At 41.0% G+C, this 20,705-nt stretch carries 15 protein-coding genes and 3 pseudogenes; 6 read left to right on the top strand and 12 right to left on the bottom strand.

What is annotated here, in order from left to right; genetic code table 11:
- Positions 1–9: 9 nt before the first annotated feature.
- Positions 10–417, bottom strand: a pseudogene (locus ACSJJG_RS09595) (STAS domain-containing protein); the annotation flags it as partial.
- Positions 418–612: 195 nt separating this feature from the next.
- Between ACSJJG_RS09595 and ACSJJG_RS09590 the strand changes: the two are divergent.
- The gene (locus tag ACSJJG_RS09590; RefSeq protein WP_099132379.1) at positions 613–1,149 is read left to right on the top strand and encodes a septation protein A; all 537 of its coding nucleotides are present in this window, start codon (positions 613–615) and stop codon (positions 1,147–1,149) included.
- A gap of 77 nt (positions 1,150–1,226) precedes the next feature.
- The gene (gene yciA / locus ACSJJG_RS09585; RefSeq protein ID WP_481089215.1) at positions 1,227–1,664 is read left to right on the top strand and encodes an acyl-CoA thioester hydrolase YciA; all 438 of its coding nucleotides are present in this window, start codon (positions 1,227–1,229) and stop codon (positions 1,662–1,664) included.
- Positions 1,665–1,731: 67 nt separating this feature from the next.
- Here yciA and tonB read toward each other — a convergent pair.
- Positions 1,732–2,399, bottom strand: a pseudogene (gene tonB / locus ACSJJG_RS09580) (TonB system transport protein TonB).
- 239 nt (positions 2,400–2,638) lie between these two features.
- A complete protein-coding gene (locus ACSJJG_RS09575; RefSeq protein ID WP_481089214.1) occupies positions 2,639–2,821 on the bottom strand; it encodes a YciY family protein in 183 nt (60 codons plus the stop codon).
- 378 nt (positions 2,822–3,199) lie between these two features.
- Between ACSJJG_RS09575 and cls the strand changes: the two genes are divergently transcribed.
- On the top strand, positions 3,200–4,660 hold the full coding sequence (gene cls / locus ACSJJG_RS09570; RefSeq protein WP_481089213.1) for a cardiolipin synthase: 1,461 nt from the start codon (positions 3,200–3,202) through the stop codon (positions 4,658–4,660).
- A 161-nt stretch (positions 4,661–4,821) separates the two neighbouring features.
- Positions 4,822–5,151, top strand: coding sequence for an HI1450 family dsDNA-mimic protein (locus tag ACSJJG_RS09565; RefSeq protein WP_481090417.1), 330 nt, complete (start codon positions 4,822–4,824; stop codon positions 5,149–5,151).
- Positions 5,152–5,257: 106 nt separating this feature from the next.
- Here the strand turns inward: ACSJJG_RS09565 and oppF are convergent, their stop codons facing one another.
- The 6 genes and pseudogenes from oppF to ACSJJG_RS09535 all read right to left on the bottom strand — a co-directional run bounded on the left by oppF (position 5,258) and on the right by ACSJJG_RS09535 (position 12,594).
- Entirely contained in the window at positions 5,258–6,259 is a 1,002-nt protein-coding gene (gene oppF / locus ACSJJG_RS09560; protein ID WP_481089212.1) for a murein tripeptide/oligopeptide ABC transporter ATP binding protein OppF, read from the bottom strand.
- A complete protein-coding gene (gene oppD, locus ACSJJG_RS09555) occupies positions 6,256–7,254 on the bottom strand; it encodes an oligopeptide ABC transporter ATP-binding protein OppD (protein ID WP_481089211.1) in 999 nt (332 codons plus the stop codon). The genes oppF and oppD overlap by 4 nt, the downstream gene beginning before the upstream one ends.
- A 9-nt stretch (positions 7,255–7,263) precedes the next feature.
- Positions 7,264–8,172 (bottom strand): oligopeptide ABC transporter permease OppC, encoded by a 909-nt coding sequence (oppC, locus tag ACSJJG_RS09550; protein ID WP_481089210.1) that lies wholly within the window; start codon positions 8,170–8,172, stop codon positions 7,264–7,266.
- 14 nt (positions 8,173–8,186) lie between these two features.
- On the bottom strand, positions 8,187–9,107 hold the full coding sequence (gene oppB / locus ACSJJG_RS09545; RefSeq protein ID WP_481089209.1) for an oligopeptide ABC transporter permease OppB: 921 nt from the start codon (positions 9,105–9,107) through the stop codon (positions 8,187–8,189).
- Between the two features lie 81 nt (positions 9,108–9,188).
- The gene (oppA, locus tag ACSJJG_RS09540) at positions 9,189–10,832 is read right to left on the bottom strand and encodes an oligopeptide ABC transporter substrate-binding protein OppA (protein ID WP_481089208.1); all 1,644 of its coding nucleotides are present in this window, start codon (positions 10,830–10,832) and stop codon (positions 9,189–9,191) included.
- A gap of 122 nt (positions 10,833–10,954) precedes the next feature.
- Positions 10,955–12,594 (bottom strand): annotated as a pseudogene (locus ACSJJG_RS09535) (ABC transporter substrate-binding protein).
- Positions 12,595–13,633: 1,039 nt separating this feature from the next.
- Here ACSJJG_RS09535 and adhE point away from each other — a divergent pair.
- Complete coding sequence (gene adhE / locus ACSJJG_RS09530; RefSeq protein ID WP_481089207.1) at positions 13,634–16,291, top strand: bifunctional acetaldehyde-CoA/alcohol dehydrogenase; 2,658 nt, start codon at positions 13,634–13,636, stop codon at positions 16,289–16,291.
- 152 nt (positions 16,292–16,443) lie between these two features.
- Here the strand turns inward: adhE and ACSJJG_RS09525 are convergent, their stop codons facing one another.
- On the bottom strand, positions 16,444–17,040 hold the full coding sequence (locus ACSJJG_RS09525) for a thymidine kinase (protein WP_481089206.1): 597 nt from the start codon (positions 17,038–17,040) through the stop codon (positions 16,444–16,446).
- 645 nt (positions 17,041–17,685) lie between these two features.
- Between ACSJJG_RS09525 and ACSJJG_RS09520 the strand changes: the two genes are divergently transcribed.
- The gene (locus ACSJJG_RS09520) at positions 17,686–18,087 is read left to right on the top strand and encodes an H-NS family histone-like protein (RefSeq protein WP_481089205.1); all 402 of its coding nucleotides are present in this window, start codon (positions 17,686–17,688) and stop codon (positions 18,085–18,087) included.
- A gap of 235 nt (positions 18,088–18,322) precedes the next feature.
- Here ACSJJG_RS09520 and ACSJJG_RS09515 read toward each other — a convergent pair whose 3' ends face one another.
- On the bottom strand, positions 18,323–19,333 hold the full coding sequence (locus ACSJJG_RS09515) for an NAD-dependent epimerase (protein ID WP_481089204.1): 1,011 nt from the start codon (positions 19,331–19,333) through the stop codon (positions 18,323–18,325).
- Positions 19,334–19,341: 8 nt separating this feature from the next.
- Complete coding sequence (locus ACSJJG_RS09510) at positions 19,342–20,685, bottom strand: UDP-glucose dehydrogenase family protein (protein ID WP_481089203.1); 1,344 nt, start codon at positions 20,683–20,685, stop codon at positions 19,342–19,344.
- Between the last annotated feature and the right edge of the window lie 20 nt (positions 20,686–20,705).

Raw genomic sequence — 20,705 nt, 5'->3', positions numbered from 1 at the left:
AAAAAGCACTTAAAATAGTTCACCTCGCTGTAATACCAATGCAGCGAGGTGAACCGCAGTTGACTTTTCCTGTTTGTTCTCCACTTGCTGCTTACTTTGCAGCAAACGAATGGCAAAATAGAGATCCGGCACAACTATCAAATCGTCATCGCTACGACTCAGTTTGTTCTGTTTAATCCAGCGATTTAGTTCTGTTCTGCGCCCTGCCAAAACCAATGTTACACCTTTCTCTTTTAATTCTGTGATTAACTCATCCAACACGGCTAAAACACTGACATCATCATAGGTAAAACTGACCGTCGCATCGACCACTAACCACACAGGACCATTTGCAGCACTGTTCACATGCTGTAATATCCGTTTTTTGAAATATCCAACGTTAAAATAAGTAAGTGGAGAGTTAAAGCGGTACATCATATGGTAAATGCGTTGCTAAATGGAAACCCACAAGCTTCCCTGTCCCATACTTAGCTTGTCGTTCATTGTGATAAAATTAGCCAAACAGATGAAAAATGTTTTTTACCTGATAAATAAACCATTTCATTGAGATCTGGTACACTCTGGCACAAATTCAAAAACATGCCATCATTGACTTCACAATGGGTTCAATTTATGAAACAACTTTTAGACTTTTTGCCGCTAGTCGTTTTCTTTGTCGTCTACAAAATGTACGATATTTTCTATGCATCTGGCGCCTTGATTGCAGCAACAGGGTTAGCTGTTGTTATTACTTACCTCATTTATCGTCGAGTTGAGAAATCCTCCTTAATTACATTTGTTATGGTTGCTGTTTTCGGCACTCTGACACTGGCTTTCCACAGTGATTTATTTATTAAATGGAAAGTGACTGTAATTTATGCCATTTTTTCTCTGGTGCTACTTATCAGCCAATGGGTGATGAAAAAGCCATTAATTCAACGAATGTTAGGCAAGGAGCTAGAATTACCTGATTTTGTCTGGAACAAACTGAATATGGCTTGGGCAATCTTCTTTATTGCCTGTGCATTAGCAAATATTTATGTCGCTTTCTGGCTACCTCAAGATGTTTGGGTAAACTTTAAGGTGTTCGGGTTAACGGCATTGACACTAGTCTTTACTGTATTGAGTGTGGTATATATCTACCGTCATCTGCCTCGCGAACAAAAATAATATAATGACCTTCATATGGATACCTGCCGATGCAGCGGCAGGTATTGTTGTATTCACCAAATAAAGCAAGTTTTCTAATGACACAACAACAATGCTTACCAAACGGGGAATTGGTTCTCCGTACACTGGCCATGCCTGCTGATACTAATGCCAATGGGGATATTTTCGGTGGCTGGCTGATGTCTCAAATGGATATTGGCGGCGCAATTTTGGCAAAAGAGATTGCTCTGGGACGCGTAGTAACTGTTAGCGTAAATGGCATCAGTTTTCTGAAACCGGTTGCGGTAGGTGACGTCGTATGCTGCTACGCCCGTTGTCTTAAAACGGGAAATTCATCTATTACCATTCATATTGAGGTTTGGGTAAAAAAAGTGGCTTCTGAGCCAGTCGGTCAGCGTTATCGTGCAACAGAAGCTGTTTTCACCTATGTTGCCGTTGATGAAAATAACGCTTCCCGTCCTTTGCCTGAAGATAAAAGACACTTTAAATTGGAAAGCAGTGATTCAGAGTCATAATTCATTTTGCTGATGAAGTCAGGGGGATGCTTTGCATCCCCTATTCGGGTAAGAAACTTGGGTTAAGTTAGGATTGTGAAATACCCGTAGTTTTAAACTCGATAGTCGTTATGTGCCCGGTAGCAGGAATTTTTTCATAACGCCATTTTCTCATCGCGTTTTTCACTTCACGTTCAAAGACATTCTTCGGATTGGCAGAAAGAATTTCGATATTCTTAACTCGGCCATTATCATCAATATCAAATTTCACCTTCACCGACCCTTCTGTTCCCAACTGTTTTGCTCTGGGTGGGTAAATGGGATCTGGCCTGTTCAGTGCTTTTGGTCCGCTTCGTGTACCCACTTTTTTATCAATGGTATGGAGCTCCGATTTTTGATTGTCCAAACTTTTTGCCGTCTGAGGTTCCTGATCAGAAACAGGTTTCAGTGGTTGTTCTGAAGCTTTTTCTGTTTTTTCTCTCTTGGCTTAATTTCTTTTTTGACAATCTTTTTCTCAGGCTTAGGTTTAGGCAGGGCAATTTTCGCAATAGGTTCTGGCTCTGGCTCCGGTTCAGGGATTGATTCAGACACGGCAGGTTTAGAGACAGGCGCCTCTTCAGCAGCCAACTGGATCATGGCAACAGATATAGACGGGACTTCTACCTGTTTTTCAGGTTTAATGGCATGGAAAAGCGCCGCCGCAATAGAAATGTGTAAACAAACAGAAAGTAGTATCGGCCAATGTATCCAACGCATAAGAGAATTCTTGTTTAACAGCATGATAGTCAGTTTTCAGATAGGTATTAGTTTAAATGCAAATGACTATCATATTCAATAAAGATTCAAAAACATCTATGCATGACCTGCATTTTTCAGTCGGTAGTAAGAGGAAAACAACGAGTCAGATATGCATTATTATCTAGAACAGAGTTGATATCGACCGTGAACTCATTGTCACCGTCACGGGTCGTATCATGCATCAATTTAAGGCATTACTATAAAATCCACTCTACATTCTGGATAAATAGAATCGATCTACGACGCTTATAAGCATCTGCCTTACGCAGTGCATATATTCGTAAGTTACGCCGTGACTGCCCTTCCAACCAGCGACGGCGGATACGAATACCTTGGCGGAGCATTCTCCAACGCCCGACTTCTCTTCTGCTCTGTTTCATAAGCTATTCCAGGCTAATTCTCTCAGTGGGTAAATAACATTATTCTTAATCGTCATTATTCGCAATGTCAACCAATTGCCAATCTGGTTCGGCATAATAGTATATTACAGGATTTGGCATAAATAAATTAAACTAAGTTTAATAATTATGATAAACCATTCATGATTTTTTCGTATCAATTTGCATACAGTGCATGAAGCCAAAGTAAGTCGTTATAAGTAGCTAAATAGTAATGGTATTCATTATACTTAGCGCTTTTTTGCTAAAATTACTTCTGTTCAATTAATAATTTATTAGGTTGATAGTTTGCCTAAATTTCTAGAAACTTGCGGCAATGACTGCATAAGATACTTAAATAAATAGGATTGATTGCCACGTATGACAACTTTCTACTCTGTACTGAGCTGGCTGGCGATTTTCTTCTACTGGCTGATTATTGCCGGTATCACTATTCGAGTTTTGATGAAACGTCGTCCTGTGACATCAGCAATGACGTGGTTACTCATTATTTACATTTTTCCTTTAGTCGGGATCATTGCTTACTTGTCATTCGGCGAATTACACCTTGGCAAACGCAGGGTTGAGCAAGCCAAACAAATGCGTTCATCTGTAGTCAAGTGGCTGGCCGAATTAAGAAATTCCCCGCAAATTTTTGCCGATGAAAACAGTGAAGTTGCTACTCCGCTGTTTCAGCTGTGTGAGCGTCGACAAAAGATCAAAGGTGTCAGAGGGAATAAAATGCAATTAATGACATCTTATGATAACTCGCTAAAAGCGATTGTTCATGATATTGAAAACGCCAAATACAATATCGAGATGGTGTTTTATATATGGCAATCTGGAGGGCTGGTTGATCAGGTCACTGATGCCCTGATGCGCGCAGCCAAACGCGGTATTAAATGTCGAATCATGGTAGATTCAGCAGGAAGCTGGCAATTTTTCCGCAGCCCTTATCCTGATATTATGCGAAAGGCAGGTATTGAATTTATCGAGTCGCTGCAAGTTAATCTCTTCCGTTTATTCTTGCGTCGCATGGACTTACGCCAGCATAGAAAAATTATTCTGATCGACAACCATATTTCATACACCGGTAGCATGAATATGGTTGACCCCCGTTTTTTTAAACAAGATGCCGGGGTCGGTCAATGGGTCGATATCATGGTGAGAATGGAAGGCCCTGTTACGACAACATTGGGTATCATTTATGCTTTTGACTGGGAAATGGAAACAGGAGAGCGTCATCTTCCCCCCCCTCCTGACAGTACTACCATGCCCTTCGAACAAGCCAGCGGTCATACAGCGCAAGTTATTGCTTCCGGGCCAGGGTTCCCTGATGAATTGATCCAACAATCCCTGATGACCGCTATTTTTGCTGCCCGCAAACAACTTATTCTTACCACTCCCTATTTTGTTCCCAGCGATGATTTAATGCATGCGATTTGCACCGCAGCTATGCGCGGTGTTGATGTCAGTATCATTGTACCAAGCCAAAACAACTCATTTCTTGTTCGTTGGGCCAGCCGTGCGTTTTTTTCAGAATTACTGGAAGCTGGTGTGAAAATTTATCAATTTGAAGATGGTTTATTACATACTAAGAGTGTTTTGGTCGATGGCCAGCTCAGTATGGTCGGTTCTGTCAATTTAGATATGCGCAGCTTATGGCTGAACTTTGAAATTACGGTGGTCATTGATGATGAACACTTTGGCAATGATTTAGCACTGGTTCAACAAGACTACATTATGCGTTCAATACTACTTGCGAACAATGAATGGGAAAAACGTCCTATGTGGCATCGTATTCTTGAACGTATCTGCTACTTTTTCAGTCCGCTTTTATAATTCATGACTGAAAACAGACAGAAAGTAAATTGACCAGTCACTTTTTCAGCATGAATATTTTCACCACGAATAACAGTATTCATTCAATACAGAACATGTTTTAATTTCATCTTGTAATTAATCTCGGACCTTGCATCATGGAAAATCAACCAACACACTCTATGCAATTAGACTTAAATAACCGAATGACTGAAGATGAAGCGCTTGAAAAAGCTTACGACATCTTTTTGGAACAAGCGCTTTCTCACCTCGATCCGGCTGACAGCCTATTGTTTAATTTGCAATTTGAAGAACGGGGGGGGGTTGAATTATTGGAACCTTCAGGAGCCTGGCTTGGACATGTTGATTTTGATTTGGATCCAGACTTTTTCTCCGAAGTCATTATTGGCCTGGCTGAATCAGACGATGCCGAAATTGATGACATCTTTGCCCGTGTCTTGCTCTGCCGGGAAAAATCTCACCCCATCTGCCATATCCTATGGAAAAAATAATCAGACAGCCTTCCTCAATATACTTCTCTGATCGGCATAAATGCCCTCATTGTGAGGGCATTGAATTTAAATTCGTGACAGCGTCACATTAACCGAATCTAACTGGTTAGAGTGGATCAACCTTAAGGCAAGATACCGCATGTTTAAAACTTCCTTCAAGCAGCGGTCGAGTCTTGGCACATTCAGCATCAGCCATTGGACAGCGAGTACGGAATACACATCCAGACGGGGGATCAATGGGTGAAGGCAGTTCTCCTTCCAACAATTCAATATGCTTGTTACGCTCTTTATCTGGATCAGGGATTGGCACCGCCGACATAAGCGCTCTGGTATATGGATGCAACGGATTATGATAAACCTCGTCGTAAGTGCCTAATTCTACAGCATTCCCCAAATACATCACCAAAACGCGGTCTGATATGTGTTTTACTATTGATAGGTCATGAGCAATAAATATCAGGGAAAGTCCCATTTCCCGCTGTAATTCCTGCAACAAGTTGACGACTTGTGCCTGAATAGAAACATCCAGCGCTGAAACAGGTTCGTCGCAGATAACTAATTTAGGCTCCAGGATCAGGGCGCGGGCAATTCCAATACGTTGGCACTGTCCGCCAGAGAATTCATGCGGGTAACGGTTTATCAGGTTAGGTAACAATCCTACCCGCATCATCATCTTTTGCACTTTCTCTTTTATTTCCCCATCTTTCATTTTGGGGTAATACGTTTTCAATGGCTCTGCAATAATATCACCAATGGTCATACGCGGATTCAGCGATGCCAAAGGGTCTTGAAAAATCATCTGAATATCATTGCGAATATCCCGCCATTGTTTGTCACTCATAGCCAGCAGGTTTTGACCAAGCCAAGTAACTGCACCACCAGACGCTTTTACTAACCCAATAACTGCTCTGGCAAGTGTTGATTTCCCGCAGCCAGATTCTCCTACAACGCCCAGAGTCTCACCTTCATATAGTCTTAAGGTAACGCCATCTACCGCTTTTAAGGTTTTTGCCGGCTGCCAGAACCACTGTTTTCCATCTTTAATATCAAAATAAACTTTGAGGTCATCAACTTCCAATAAGACACGTTTTTCAGCTATCGTGCTCATACTAATTCCTCCTGGCGTTTAAAGCAGGCACGCAAGCGCCCAAGGCCAAATTTTTCCAACTGTGGTTCCTCACGAACACAATGCTCTGTGGCAAACTGACAGCGCGGCTGGAATGGGCATCCCTTTGGCAAACGCAATAAATTGGGGGGATTGCCTTGAATCGTTTCCAATGATTCTCCATCACCATCCAGACGAGGAACAGCATTCAGTAACCCGATAGAGTATGGATGGGTAGGCCGGTAAAATACGTCACGCGCTGTGCCATATTCCATCGTTCTTCCGGCATACATCACTAATACTTTGTCACAAATGCCGGCAACCACCCCCAAGTCATGGGTAATCATGATGATGGCAGTGTTAAACTCTTTTTTCAGTTCATTAAGCAACATCATGATCTGTGCCTGAACCGTTACGTCCAATGCCGTTGTCGGTTCATCGGCAATTAATAACTTAGGCTGACATAATAACGCCATGGCAATCATGACTCGTTGACGCATACCCCCAGAGAATTCATGTGGGTACATTTTCATGCGTTTACGTGCCTCTGGCATCTTAACGGCATCCAGCATACGGATGGATTCCTCAAAAGCCGCGCTTTTACTCATACGCTTATGCAACATCAATACTTCAGTTAATTGATCACCTACCCGCATATAAGGGTTAAGGGAAGTCATGGGATCTTGAAATATCATCGAGATCTCTTCTGCCCGCATCCGGTTCAGCTCTTTTTCTTTCAGGTTGAGGATTTCTCGCCCATTAAAGTGAGCAGAACCACTGACAAAACCATTGCTGGCCAATAATCCCATTAATGCAAACGCCGTCTGCGATTTACCTGAGCCAGACTCTCCCACGATCCCCAGGGTTTCTCCGGCTTGTAAGTCAAAATTTAATTTGTTTACGGCAGTCACATTGCCGTCTGGCGTGCTGAATACGACATTCAGGTCTTTTACCGATAAAAGTGATTCAACATTTTTCGAAGTTTCTACGCTATTCACAGGCTCTCCTTAACGGTCTTTCGGGTCGAGGGCATCTCGCAGGCCGTCACCAATAAAGTTAAAACAAAACAGGGTGATCACCAGAAAGCCTGCCGGAAATAACAGCAACCACGGAGCCACTTCCATTGAATTAGCCCCATCACTTAACAAAGCACCCCAACTACTGAGGGGTTCCTGAGTTCCTAAGCCAAGGAAGCTCAAGAAGGATTCAAACAGGATCATGCTAGGTACAAGTAATGAGGCATAAACCACCACAACACCTAATACGTTTGGCACGATATGGCGTAAAACGATATGACGGGTAGAAACACCACAAACCAACGCTGCTTCGATGAATTCCTTGCGTTTTAAACTTAGTGTCTGACCACGGACGATACGTGCCATGTCCAGCCACGACACCATGCCTATTGCAACGAAAATCAACAGGATGTTTTGACCAAAGAAAGTGACCAGAAGGATAACGAAGAACATGAATGGGAAAGAGTTGAGGATTTCCAACAAACGCATCATGACCATGTCAATTTTGCCGCCAAGATAGCCTGACATCGCACCATACAAAGTGCCAAATAACACGGCAATCAAAGCGGCAGCAATCCCGACCATCAATGAAATACGCCCGCCAATGGCAACGCGCACCAACAGATCACGCCCTGAAGAATCGGTGCCAAAATAGTGTTTGGACTCAAAATCCGGCGGCATCGTCATCATATTCCAATCAGTGTCATCGTAAGCAAATTGGGACAACATCGGAGCTAAGATCACAAATAATGTGATCAGGAGTAGAATACATAAACTCGTAATCGCCGCCTTGTTATGCGTAAAACGGCGACGTGCATCCTGCCACAAACTGCGGCCCTCAATTTCCAGTTGCTCAGAAAAATTTTCCAGAGCTTCGCTATTTTTTTTATTCAGTAACATTGCGTGCTCCAGTATTAATAACGAATTTTCGGATCAATGACGGCATACAGCACATCAACGATGGCATTAAACATAATGGTCAGGCTCCCCACCAGAATCGTCAAACTCAGTACCAGTGAGTAATCACGGTTTAATGCGCCATTGACAAACAATTGCCCCAGACCAGGTAAACCGAAAATAGTCTCGATAACCATTGAACCCGTAATGATGCCTACGAATGCCGGCCCCATATAAGAGATGACCGGTAATAAGGCAGGTTTTAACGCATGACGGAAAATAATCTTCCGCAGTGGCAAACCCTTGGCTCGTGCTGTACGAATAAAGTTGGAATGCAAAACTTCTATCATGGAACCACGGGTAATACGGGATATGCTGGCAATATAAGAGAGGGAAAGTGCAACCATTGGTAAAAGCATATATTTAGGTGCCCCACCATTCCAACCTCCTCCCGGCAACCATTTTAGTGTAATGGCGAATATCAAAACTAATAAGGGAGCGACCACGAAACCAGGGATCACGACGCCTGTCATGGCAAACCCCATTACCGTGTAATCCCATTTCGTATTCTGGTTCAATGCCGCAATAACCCCTGCACTGACTCCCAATATTACCGCCATAACAAAGGCAGCAAGCCCCAATTTAGCAGAAACAGGCAAAGCCTCCGCAACCAGATCGTTGACACTGTAGTCTTTATATTTAAATGAAGGGCCAAAATCCCCTTTAGAGAGTTGGATTAAGTAATTGAAATATTGCTTATAAATAGGATCATTCAGGTGATATTTCGCTTCAATATTTGCCATAACTTCTGGCGGTAGCTTCCTTTCCCCTGTAAATGGGCTACCCGGAGCAAGCCGCATCATAAAAAACGAAATAGTAATAAGTATAAAAAGTGTCGGGATCGCCTCTAAGCAGCGACGTAAAATAAATTTTAGCATTGCCCGTTCCTACTGTTTAGCCAAACCATGGCTTTTAATTATTTAACAAACAGGTGACCCAACGAGATCACCTGCTAATTTCTAATGTTTTATTATGTATAGATCTTTGGTATGGAGGTTATCTAAGGGATCTTTACCGGTATAACCACCGACATAAGGTTTCACTAAACGGGTATTGGCATAGTAAAAAAGAGGAACTATCGCTGAGTCTTTGTCCAATAAGGCATTTGCCTTGGCATAAACCTCAGCACGCTCTTCATCAGTTTTGACTTGCAGGGATTGTTTCATCAGGGCATCAAAAGCTTTATTCTTATAGTGGGATGTATTATTACTGCTATCGGATAACATGGAGTTTAGGAAACTGGACGCTTCGTTGTAGTCCGCACACCACCCTGCACGGGCAATGTCGTAATTTCCCTGATGACGGGAATCAAGATAAGTTTTCCATTCTTGGTTTTCGAGGTTAACCTCAATACCAATATTCTTTTTCCAAATGGATGCAGCAGCAATTGCCAATTTTTTATGTAGATCAGAAGTGTTATACAACAGATTAACTTTCAATGGATTATCTTTGCTAAAACCCACTTCTGCCAAAAGTTTTTTCGCTTCTTCATTACGTTGCCGCTGGTTCAGCCTGGTATACCAATCCGGTTTTTCATCTTTAAAACCAGCAATATACGGAGGTGTGAAACCATAAGAAGGTAAGTCTCCCTGATTTTTAACCTTATTAGTTATAATACTGTTATCCATCCCTAATTTCAGTGCAGTGCGCACACGGGGATCATTAAATGGGGGTTTCTGGTTATTTATTTCATAATAATAAGTACATAAATACGGGTTTACATGCAATTGTTCAGGAATTTCTTTTTTTAGTTTTGGGAATAGTTCGACCGGTAAGTTGGTATAAGTCATTTCAATTTCGCCAGCGCGATAGCGATTAACATCCGTGACTTCAGAGGAAATTGGCAAGAAAGTCACTTGGTTAATGACGGTGTTTTTGTTATCCCAATACGTTGGGCTGCGTTCAAGAACAAGGCGCTCGTTAATCACCCAACTCTTCGACTTGTAGGCTCCGTTACCGACAAAATTTTGTGGTTGTGTCCATCTCTCACCATATTTTTCAATTGTTGCACGATGGACCGGAGAGGTAGTCGGGTGAACAAATAATTTGACTAAATAAGGAACGGCTTCGCTGAGTGTTAATTGTAATGTATGGTCGTCCAATGCCTTAACACCCAAGGCTTCCGGTTTCTGTTTACCTTTGATGATATCGTCAACATTGAGAAGATGGGCATATTGCAGATAACTTGCATAAGGAGATGCGGTATTGGGATCTGATATACGGCGCCAGCTATAGACAAAATCCTGTGCAGTGACAGGGTCACCATTGGACCATTTTGCATCTTTACGCAGATGGAATGTCCAAACTTTGAAATCCTTATTTTCCCAACTTTCTGCGACTCCCGGTATAATTTTACCGTCAGGGGCATTGATCACCAGAGTTTCAAACAAATCACGCACGATGTTAGATTCCTGTACACCTTCAATTTTATGCGGGTCCAACGATTGTGGTTCAGAGCCATTGTTGCGGACTAACACCTGTTTTGCAGTATCGGCAAGTTGCACACCAGCCGGCACTTGCGCTGCAAAGGCCTGCCACCCTACTATCATGCCTAACGCTACCGTAATGCCAGTAGCCAGTTTTTTCTTTGTTGTGTTTATCATCTTATTCTCTCCAATTGATATCATTTGACCCATTAAAGTCATATCCACGCATTGGGCTGGTTATTTTCCGTATCCAAAAGGAACTATTTTGTTTACGGTAAAACAATATTTTGTGACGATAATTAGTTATTCACCTTTTTAATATACAAATTCTTCAGATCGACATAATCTTGGGGATTTTCCCTGTCATTCCCCCAACTGTCGGGCGAATGAGGCGCACGCTGACGCGGTAATAAACCGGTATCAGCCCTGAATCTTTATCAAGCTGGGCTTCGGCTTGCTGATAAAATTCCTTCCGGGTTGCGCTATCTTTGGCAGTCAGGGCCTGCTTAAGAGAGTTATCAAAAGCCTCACTTTGATAAAAACCAGTATTGTTACTGCTAGTTGACAGCCACATATTCAAGAAAGAAGAAGGTTCGTTATAATCGCCACACCATGTTGCCCTCGCAACGTCATAATTTCCTTGATGGCGGTTCTGGAGAGAGGTTTTCCACTCCTGATTTTGCAAAGTGACTTTTGCGTCAATATTTTTCTGCCACATAGAAGCCGCAGCAATGGCTTGTTGTTTATTTTGCTCTGATGTGTTGTATAACAAAGTGAACTTAAGGGGATGACTGGCATCAAAACCCGCTTCCTTCAACAATTCTCTCGCCCGTTGGTTACGCTGCTCCTGGGTCCAGTTTGCCCATTCTGGATTAACGGTCAAACCGCCGCCAATATAAGTCGGAGTAAATCCATACGCCGGAATTTGCCCCTGTGCCATAATTCTTTCAGTAATGATATCGCGATCAAGGCTCAGTTTTATGGCTTCACGCACCCGTTTATCTTTAAACAGGGGCTTCTGGTTATTAATTTCGTAGTAAAACGTGCACAGATAAGGTGAAACTTGCAATTGCCCGGGAATATCCCGTTTCATTTTTTGGTATAAATCAGGAGGAATAGCATTATCAGTCATATCCACTTCCCCGCTACGATAGCGGTTAACACCACTAACACCAGAGACAATCGGCAGGAAAGTGCCTTTTTCAATGAGGGTTTCTTTATCGTTCCAATACTGGGAATTGCGCGTTAAAACAATTCGCTCATTGACCACCCAATCTTTCAATGTATAAGCACCATTGCCAATATAATTTGCTGGCAATGTCCATTTATTTCCCCATTTTTCAATCACATTTTGTCTGACAGGTTTCATCGCTGTATGGCTTAACATGTCAATCAGATAAGGAACTGGCTGGCTGAGTGTTACCTGGAAACGGTGATCATCTAACGCCTTAACCCCCAATTGTTCCGGTAATTTTATTCCTTTCAGAATATCGTCAACGTTCTGAATATAGGCATATTGCAAATAACTGGTATAAGGCGACCCAGTATTTGGATCAGCGAGCCGGCGCCAACTATAGACAAAATCCTGCGCAGTCACAGGCTTACCATCACTCCATCTGGCATCATGACGTAAATAGAACGTCCATACTTTATAACCTTCATTTTCCCATCTTTCTGCTACGCCAGGCACGGTTTCACCATTTGGCCCAGTCGTTACCAGCCCTTCCAGCAGATTGAGGATGATGACGGTTTCTGGAGCACCTTCAACTTTATGAGGGTCCAATGAAGTGACTTCGACACCATTGTTAACGGTTATTTCTTGTTTTTCGGCGAGTGTAACGCCTGCGGGAACAGTTGCAGCAATACTCTGCGCTGCGGGAAAAGAGAATAAAACGATATTCGAAATCAACTGACCTAACTTTGATATTTTTTTTCTCATATTTTGCTCCAAGTTATAAACAGCAAATGAATCGTTTTTAATCTACTAACTCTAATAATTTACTTATCACGTTAACTAAAGAGTAATTAACCTACTAAAAAACGATGCCCACATAATAATTGTTATTTAATTTTTATAATAAATTTATGAAAACATTAATAGTATTCGTTTCCCCTGCATACAATGCATTCGAAAAATTAATGTAACAATGTGATAATAATGGATTTTATTCTATTATCTCCCAACGATATTCATGGAATGTTATCAAAAGAGAAAATAAACATTATTTTAACAAAATGCAATCACCACGGTGTAAAAGTCCATCTTCATCACAAAGCAACGACACAAGCCACCAGTCAAATCAGATTATGAAACGTAAAATATGTGTAGAAAATTACAGTATTATTTTAAGAAAAACACAGACTAAAAAGGAATAAAATATAAACAATGGCGTCAAGGAAATTACGCTGAAATGATGTTATCGACTAATCGCGCTTTAACTGGTCATTTATCAGTTGAGTTTTGGTTAATTAACTCCCAACCCAAGGGTAAAATGTCATCTTATTGCATAAACAGTTTAAATAAATGCATAAGTTATCTTTGCTATATCACAGCAACCCAGAAAATAAGGTCAGGGTCTTATAATAAAGATATTAACAATAATTCCATATTCGAGTAATCACATTAATATCAGTTCGCTGCAAAGTTAATAGATTGTATTTTCATCGTTAAATCAGCAGGTAAACTCCATTCAGATATCAATTGATACTACCAGAAACAATAGCTGAATTGAGTCAGCCTAATGTTTTCATGATCTAAATCACAATACAAATAGCTGTAAATGATAAGCTGTATCCGACATAGAATTTCAAGAAAAGAAACTATTACTACATTAATCATTTTGTTAAGCAATTTTTTAAGGCAATTAGCGGTATTCACGATTAAATCCAAACGATTAATCTCATAATATTATTTAATACCCTAACAATATTGCATCTGATTGCCTTAAAAAATTTAACATTTATCAGGAGTAATTTTTATGGCTGTAACTCAAGTCGCAGAACTCAATGAATTAGTTGCTCGTGTAAAAAAAGCCCAACATGAATTTGCTAATTTTACTCAGGAGCAAGTTGACCGAATTTTCCGAGCTGCTGCCCTTGCCGCTGCTGACTCCCGTATTCCCCTGGCAAAATCAGCCGTATCTGAATCAGGTATGGGAATTGTGGAAGATAAAGTGATCAAAAACCATTTCGCTTCTGAGTATATTTATAACGCCTATAAAGATGATAAAACTTGCGGTATTTTATCTGAAGATAGTACTTTCGGTACTATTACTATTGCTGAACCTATTGGCCTGATTTGCGGGATTATTCCAACAACAAACCCAACATCTACTGCAATTTTCAAAGCACTTATCAGCCTGAAAACCCGTAATGGTATTATTTTTTCCCCTCATCCACGCGCCAAAAAAGCGACTAACAAAGCGGCAGAAATTGTCTTAAATGCAGCAGTGAAAGCAGGGGCACCAAAAGACATTATTGGTTGGATAGATGAACCTTCCGTTGAACTTTCCAGTGCCTTAATGCACCACCCGGATATTAACCTGATTCTGGCAACCGGTGGCCCTGGCATGGTCAAAGCAGCCTATAGCTCAGGTAAACCCGCCATTGGTGTCGGAGCTGGCAATACCCCTGTGGTGATTGATGAATCAGCGGATATTAAACGTGCTGTTGCATCTATCCTGATGTCTAAGACGTTTGATAACGGTGTGATTTGTGCTTCAGAACAATCTGTCATTGTTGTTGATTCTATTTATGAGCAGATTCGTGAGCGTTTTTCAACTCATGGTGGCTATCTTCTCCAAGGAAAAGAGTTAAAAGCCGTGCAGGATATTATTTTGAAAAACGGTAACTTAAATGCAGCGATTGTGGGTCAACCTGCAACAAAAATTGCTGAAATGGCCGGTCTCAATGTTCCTGAAAGCACTAAAATTCTGATTGGTGAAGTGACTCTGGCGAATGAAACAGAACCTTTTGCCCATGAAAAGCTATCACCACTGCTTGCCATGTATCGTGGCAAAAACTTTGAAGATGCCGTCGAAAAAGCCGGAAAATTGGTTGAGATGGGGGGAATTGGACATACTTCATGTCTCTATACCGAACAAGATAATCAGGCAGAGCGGATTAAATACTTTGGTAACAAAATGAAGACCGCACGTATTTTGATCAACACGCCGGCATCTCAAGGCGGTATCGGAGACTTGTACAACTTTAAGCTGTCTCCTTCTCTGACGCTAGGTTGTGGTTCTTGGGGAGGCAACTCTATTTCTGAAAATGTTGGTCCAAAACACCTGATCAATACAAAAACCGTCGCTAAAAGAGCCGAAAATATGTTGTGGCATAAACTTCCAAAATCAATTTATTTCCGACGCGGCTCTCTACCCATTGCGTTGGAAGAAGTCGCTACCGATGGTGTTAAACGCGCTTTTATTGTGACAGACCGTTTCTTATTCAATAACGGTTATGCCGATCAGGTTATTAATGTCTTGAAATCTTATGGCGTTGAAACTGAAGTATTCTTCGAAGTCGAAGCAGATCCAACATTAAGCATCGTTCGCAAAGGTGCCGAACATATGCATCTGTTTAAACCGGATGTCATCATTGCCCTTGGCGGCGGTTCCCCAATGGATGCGGCTAAAATTATGTGGGTGATGTATGAGCATCCAGAAACACATTTTGAGGAACTGGCTCTGCGCTTTATGGATATCCGTAAACGTATCTATAAGTTCCCCAAAATGGGTGTAAAAGCTAAATTGGTCGCCATTACCACCACCTCTGGCACCGGTTCAGAAGTCACACCTTTCGCGGTTGTTACCGATGACGTAACCGGGCAGAAATATCCTTTGGCAGACTACGCACTCACCCCTGATATGGCGATTGTTGACGCGAACCTGGTCATGGATATGCCAAAATCGCTATGTGCTTTTGGTGGTCTGGATGCAGTAACCCACGCATTGGAAGCCTACGTTTCTGTTTTAGCCAATGAATATTCTGATGGGCAAGCATTGCAAGCACTAAAGCTACTAAAAGATTATCTGCCTGTTAGTTACCACGAAGGTGCAAAAAACCCCGTTGCTCGCGAACGTGTCCATAATGCAGCAACGATAGCAGGTATTGCCTTTGCTAATGCATTCTTAGGCGTATGCCACTCTATGGCCCACAAGCTTGGCTCTGAGTTTCATATCCCACATGGCTTAGCTAATGCCCTGTTAATTTGTAACGTAATCCGCTACAACGCTAATGATAATCCAACAAAACAGACTGCTTTTAGCCAGTATGATCGCCCACAAGCACGACGTCGCTATGCGGAAATTGCGGATCATTTGGGGCTAACCTCATCAGATGATCGTACTGCTGCCAAGATTGAAAAACTATTGGCTTGGCTGGAAGAAATGAAGTTTCAACTAGACATTCCAGTTTCAATTCGTGAAATAGGTGTGCAAGAAGCTGATTTTCTGGCAAAAATCGACAAGCTTGCAGAAGATGCATTTGATGACCAATGCACCGGTGCAAATCCGCGCTATCCATTAATTTCTGAGTTGAAACAACTGCTGCTAGATTCTTTTTATGGCCGTAAATTCACCGAAGAGGACAAACCTCAGGGGACAGTAAAATCAAATAGAAAAAATAATAAGTAAGAAAGAATAATAAGTAAGAAAGAATAATAAATGATAGGCTGATGAATGTAACTTAAAAGGCGTTAGGGCAACCCGGCGCCTTTTTATTATTTTATTTTCCAGCCTTCTGAGACTATATAGATTTAGATTTCTCGATTACAACTGGCGGTGTATTAAACCTTTTTGGCCCTTGCTTCACGAATGACGTCAGTATAATGCCTACGACACACAGAGACGTATTTTTCGTTACCACCAATATCAACCTGAGCACCATCGTAAACAATGTTGCCATCACTGCCAAAACGAAGTACACGGCTGGCTTTTCTCCCACAATGACAAATTGTTTTCAACTCTACCAATTTATCTGACCACGCGAGGAGATATTCACTGCCGCTGAATAACTCACCTTGAAAATCTGTCCTTAAACCATAACAAAGAACTGGGATATCATCATCATCTACAATTTCACACAGTTGCCCGACTTGCTCTTTCGTTAAAAATTGGCATTCATCAATCAAAACGCAATGGACTTTTTCTGCCCCATTTTCCTTTCTGATAAGTTCAGCAATATTTGTTTTTGGTGAAAACAACAACGCGTCAGCGGATAATCCAATACGGGAACTGACCTTTCCTTTACCGAATCGAGTATCGATTTCTGCCGTAAAGATCAGCGTTCTCATTCCCCTTTCGTTATAGTTATAGGAAGACTGCAATAAGGAAGTTGATTTCCCTGCGTTCATGGCGGAATAATAAAAATAAAGCTGAGCCATTGGCCTGCTCATCCTCTTGTCAAATTTAATCAGGCGATATAACAGTACCAGTTTACCACAAACTCTGGTTAAGATTATCCCTGTTATTGTCAAATGTGGAGTAACAGAAACAAATTAAAATGAATAAGAAAAGATTATTTCCATGATAATCATCACATTTGCGCATATAAAATCAGCACCACAAGGACTTCCTGCATGCCAAATGCACAAAATTAACATAAAAAGAAAATAGTTATTTTTACTCTCATCCTTTGAATATTAATAATCATAGTGGTTTACTTTTGTTCAATTCACCCACCATGATCATAACTAATGGATTACCCATAAAAAACTTTCATCTTACACTTACTCTTCAGCTTATTTTCAGCAAAACAGTTAATGTTTCTTACGGATTGACTATAAATTAGTTTTATACCCTGGGTTTTTTATCCCTTACTAAACTTTACAGTAATCCCCTTCATTCTTATTGAAAAATGGTAAACCTAATAGCCGGATTAAAACGCAATATATCGATTACTTCAAAAATTGCATTTTAAAATGATATGTTTTAGCCTAAGAAAGTAAATTCACTATTGCAGAAAATAAAATAGCATTCTATTATTATCTCTACATCAGCTATCATCATTATAATTTGAGACCAGGACAATGAGCGAAAATTTAAAATCCTTAAATAACATCCGTACCTTGCGCGCACAAGCAAGAGAATGTGAACTTAGTACTTTAGAAGAAATGCTGGAAAAACTTACGACTGTTGTTGAAGAACGTCGTGATGAAGAAAACCAGGTTCGTGTACAATTAGAAGAGCGCACACGCAAGCTTCAAGAATACCGTGAAATGCTGGAGAAAGACGGTATTGAATTAAGCGATTTAGTGGATGCTTTAAGTGGTAAATCTACTGGTAAATCTAAACGTGCTGCTCGTCCGGCAAAATATTCATACGTTGATGACGGTGAAACTAAAACCTGGACAGGTCAAGGCCGTACACCAGCTGTAATCAAAAAAGCAATTGAAGAAGAAGGCAAATCACTGGACGATTTCCTGATCTAATCAGTTACTTTGTAAACCTGATAACAAAAATACCCTATCAAGGGTATTTTTGTTTTATGCTTAATATAAACTAACTAGGTTAATTACGGCTGATGTAGAAACACAGAGAGCTATATTAATGACTAAGTCATCTTCATATTCTCAATGTGATAAAAAACAATTTAACACTAACTTAGTTTTTTATTAACATAAACTTATAAAAAAGGAGCGAATCGCTCCTTTTTTATTTCTGCTGTCATAGCTTCTGATAAAAGCCTAAATACCAATCGGTAAATCGTTTCACCCCTTCCTTTACCGGTGTGTTAGGTGAAAAACCAATCTTATTGTAAAGCGCGCTTGAATCTGCACACGTTGACAACACATCGCCATCTTGAATTTCCATAAAGTTTTTCTTCGTCTCAATTCCTAATGCGGTTTCAATGGCTTCAATAAAATCACCCAGTTTTGTCGGTTGTCCATTACCAATATTGTAAACTTGATACGGCGCAGAGCTGGCAGATATTTGCCCATCTTCGACTGACCAGTCTTTATTGGAAGCAGGAATGATATCCTGCAACCTGATTATAGATTCAACAATGTCATCAATATATGTGAAATCTCTCACCATATTGCCATGATTATAAACATCAATCGGCTTACCTTCTAACATGGCTTTAGTGAATTTAAATAAAGCCATGTCAGGACGCCCCCACGGTCCATATACGGTAAAAAATCTTAATCCTGTCGTGGGAAGTTGATAAAGATGTGAATAGCTGTGAGACATTAACTCATCAGCTTTTTTTGTTGCTGCATATAAAGAAACCGGATGATCAACTGAGTCATCAGTAGAAAAAGGTTGCTTTTTATTTAAGCCATATACTGAACTGGAAGATGCATATAATAGATGCTCTACAGAATGATGACGGCAACCTTCAAGTATATTGATATGACCGACGATATTGGCATCTATATATGCCATAGGGTTTTGTATTGAATAACGCACACCCGGTTGGGCCCCTAAATGGATAACTCGCTGGAATTGATGTTTCGCGAACAATTCGGGTATTGCAACTCTGTCAGCCAGGTCTAATTTTTGAAATTTGAAATTTGAATAAGAGAGTAATAAATTTAATCTCGCCTGTTTCAAATTAACATCATAATAATCGTTGAGGTTATCGATACCAACAACCTCATACCCCATATTCAATAGCCGCTGACTAACATGAAAACCTATAAAACCAGCAGAGCCTGTAACTAAAAATTTCATAAATTAACTCAAATGACGGGTTTGATTGAGGCACCGCGACCAATACCATAATAAGTAAAACCACGCGATTGTAGGCGTTCGGGATCATAAAGATTGCGTCCATCAAAAATCACAGGCGTTTTTAATGAACCCTTAATCACATCAAAATCAGGTGCTCTGAAGTTTTGCCATTCTGTACAGATAATCAAAGCATCAGCACCTTTTAATGCCGCTTCTTTTGTTCCCATTAAAGAGAGATCATCACGCTGCCCGTAAATACGCTGAGCTTCCTGCATAGCCTCAGGATCATACGCCTGAACTTTAGCGCCACATTTCCATAACGTTTCCATCAAGACACGGCTCGATGCCTCACGCATATCATCTGTATTAGGTTTAAATGACAGCCCCCAAATAGCAAATGTCTTGTCCGATAAATCATCACCAAAATGGTGTCTTACAAAAGCAGGTAATTTACTTTTCTGTTTTTCGTTAACCTGCTCCACTGCCTGAAGAATTTTTGGTGTATATCCAATTTGTTCAGAAGTCCGGATCAGTGCCTGAACATCTTTAGGGAAACATGAACCACCATATCCACATCCAGGATAAATAAAGTGATATCCGATGCGTGAGTCGGAACCAATTCCCTGGCGCACATGTTCAATGTCAGCTCCCAGCATTTCAGCCAAGTTAGCAATTTCATTCATAAAACTGATTTTTGTCGCCAACATGCAGTTAGCTGCATATTTAGTCAGTTCAGCACTGCGGATATCCATGACTATCATACGATCATGATTACGATTAAATGGCTCATACAGTTCACGCATGACATCAACCACATCATCATTATCACAACCAATAATAATGCGTTCAGGCCGCATACAATCAGCAACAGCGGCGCCTTCTTTCAAAAACTCAGGATTGGAAACGACATCAAATGGAAGTTCCAGATTACGCTCTGCCAATGTTGCTTGCATCACTGCCCTGATTTTATCAGCCGTTCCTACTGGCACAGTTGACTTGTCAACAACAACTTTGTAACCATCCATATTTTCCGCAATAGTTCTGGCTACAGCAGTAACATACTTAAGATCAGCAGAGCCATCTTCATCAGGAGGTGTGCCTACTGCAATAAACTGTAATTTGCCATGAGCAATACCGGCTTTGGCATCCGTTGTAAAATTCAGCCGTCCTTCAGCATGATTTTTCTTTACCAAGGGCGTCAAGCCCGGCTCAAAAATAGGAATTTGACCGTTTTTCAGGTTCTCGACTTTTTTTGCATCAACATCGACACAAAGAACATCATGCCCCACTTCAGCAAATACGGTTGCTTGCACTAAGCCTACGTAGCCAATACCAAATACAGTAACTTTCATATCACACCTTAAAGTACGAG

This window comes from Xenorhabdus sp. SGI 60 (assembly GCF_056632175.1).
Note: the sequence above shows the minus strand (reverse complement) of the source record. Positions and strands in the feature narration are given on the sequence as shown.

Excerpts from the sequence above, each read along its gene's own strand:
- ACSJJG_RS09590 (WP_099132379.1), top strand. The coding sequence starts at position 613 with ATGAAACAACTTTTAGACTTTTTGCCGCTAGTCGTTTTCTTTGTCGTC.
- yciA (WP_481089215.1), top strand. The coding sequence starts at position 1,227 with ATGACACAACAACAATGCTTACCAAACGGGGAATTGGTTCTCCGTACA.
- ACSJJG_RS09575 (WP_481089214.1), bottom strand. The coding sequence starts at position 2,821 with ATGAAACAGAGCAGAAGAGAAGTCGGGCGTTGGAGAATGCTCCGCCAA.
- cls (WP_481089213.1), top strand. The coding sequence starts at position 3,200 with ATGACAACTTTCTACTCTGTACTGAGCTGGCTGGCGATTTTCTTCTAC.
- ACSJJG_RS09565 (WP_481090417.1), top strand. The coding sequence starts at position 4,822 with ATGCAATTAGACTTAAATAACCGAATGACTGAAGATGAAGCGCTTGAA.
- oppF (WP_481089212.1), bottom strand. The coding sequence starts at position 6,259 with ATGAGCACGATAGCTGAAAAACGTGTCTTATTGGAAGTTGATGACCTC.
- oppC (WP_481089210.1), bottom strand. The coding sequence starts at position 8,172 with ATGTTACTGAATAAAAAAAATAGCGAAGCTCTGGAAAATTTTTCTGAG.
- oppB (WP_481089209.1), bottom strand. The coding sequence starts at position 9,107 with ATGCTAAAATTTATTTTACGTCGCTGCTTAGAGGCGATCCCGACACTT.
- oppA (WP_481089208.1), bottom strand. The coding sequence starts at position 10,832 with ATGATAAACACAACAAAGAAAAAACTGGCTACTGGCATTACGGTAGCG.
- adhE (WP_481089207.1), top strand. The coding sequence starts at position 13,634 with ATGGCTGTAACTCAAGTCGCAGAACTCAATGAATTAGTTGCTCGTGTA.
- ACSJJG_RS09525 (WP_481089206.1), bottom strand. The coding sequence starts at position 17,040 with ATGGCTCAGCTTTATTTTTATTATTCCGCCATGAACGCAGGGAAATCA.
- ACSJJG_RS09520 (WP_481089205.1), top strand. The coding sequence starts at position 17,686 with ATGAGCGAAAATTTAAAATCCTTAAATAACATCCGTACCTTGCGCGCA.
- ACSJJG_RS09515 (WP_481089204.1), bottom strand. The coding sequence starts at position 19,333 with ATGAAATTTTTAGTTACAGGCTCTGCTGGTTTTATAGGTTTTCATGTT.
- ACSJJG_RS09510 (WP_481089203.1), bottom strand. The coding sequence starts at position 20,685 with ATGAAAGTTACTGTATTTGGTATTGGCTACGTAGGCTTAGTGCAAGCA.